Annotated in this window: 1 protein-coding gene; it reads left to right on the top strand. The window is 36.2% G+C overall.

Annotated features, from left to right (window positions below; genetic code table 11):
- Window positions 1-279, top strand: a 279-nt coding sequence (locus tag ACFIK0_RS09720; protein WP_375663965.1) for a hypothetical protein, incomplete at both ends; no start/stop codon positions are given.

Genomic DNA, 279 nt, shown 5'->3' with positions numbered 1-279 from the left:
AAATCAACCACTAATTTGGCAAGTTAGTCCGGAATCTTTAGCTCCCGATATTTTGAGTGAATATTCCAAATTAATTTTATATGTACCACAACTACCCATTCATTTTGATGCATGGCTCCCTATCTTTAAAAATGCTCGTGCCATCATTACTAGTAATGGTCGTATGAACGCATTTTTAAATGAACAAGGCATCGACAGCAATAAACTCATTCAACAAGGTTTACCATTTTATCCATTCAAACGGCCATTCTACCAAATGCCACCATTCAGTCAGCAATT

The sequence above is a fragment of the Bartonella sp. CL63NXGY genome (assembly GCF_042194905.1).
Lineage (GTDB): Bacteria > Pseudomonadota > Alphaproteobacteria > Rhizobiales > Rhizobiaceae > Bartonella.
Note: the sequence above shows the minus strand (reverse complement) of the source record. Positions and strands in the feature narration are given on the sequence as shown.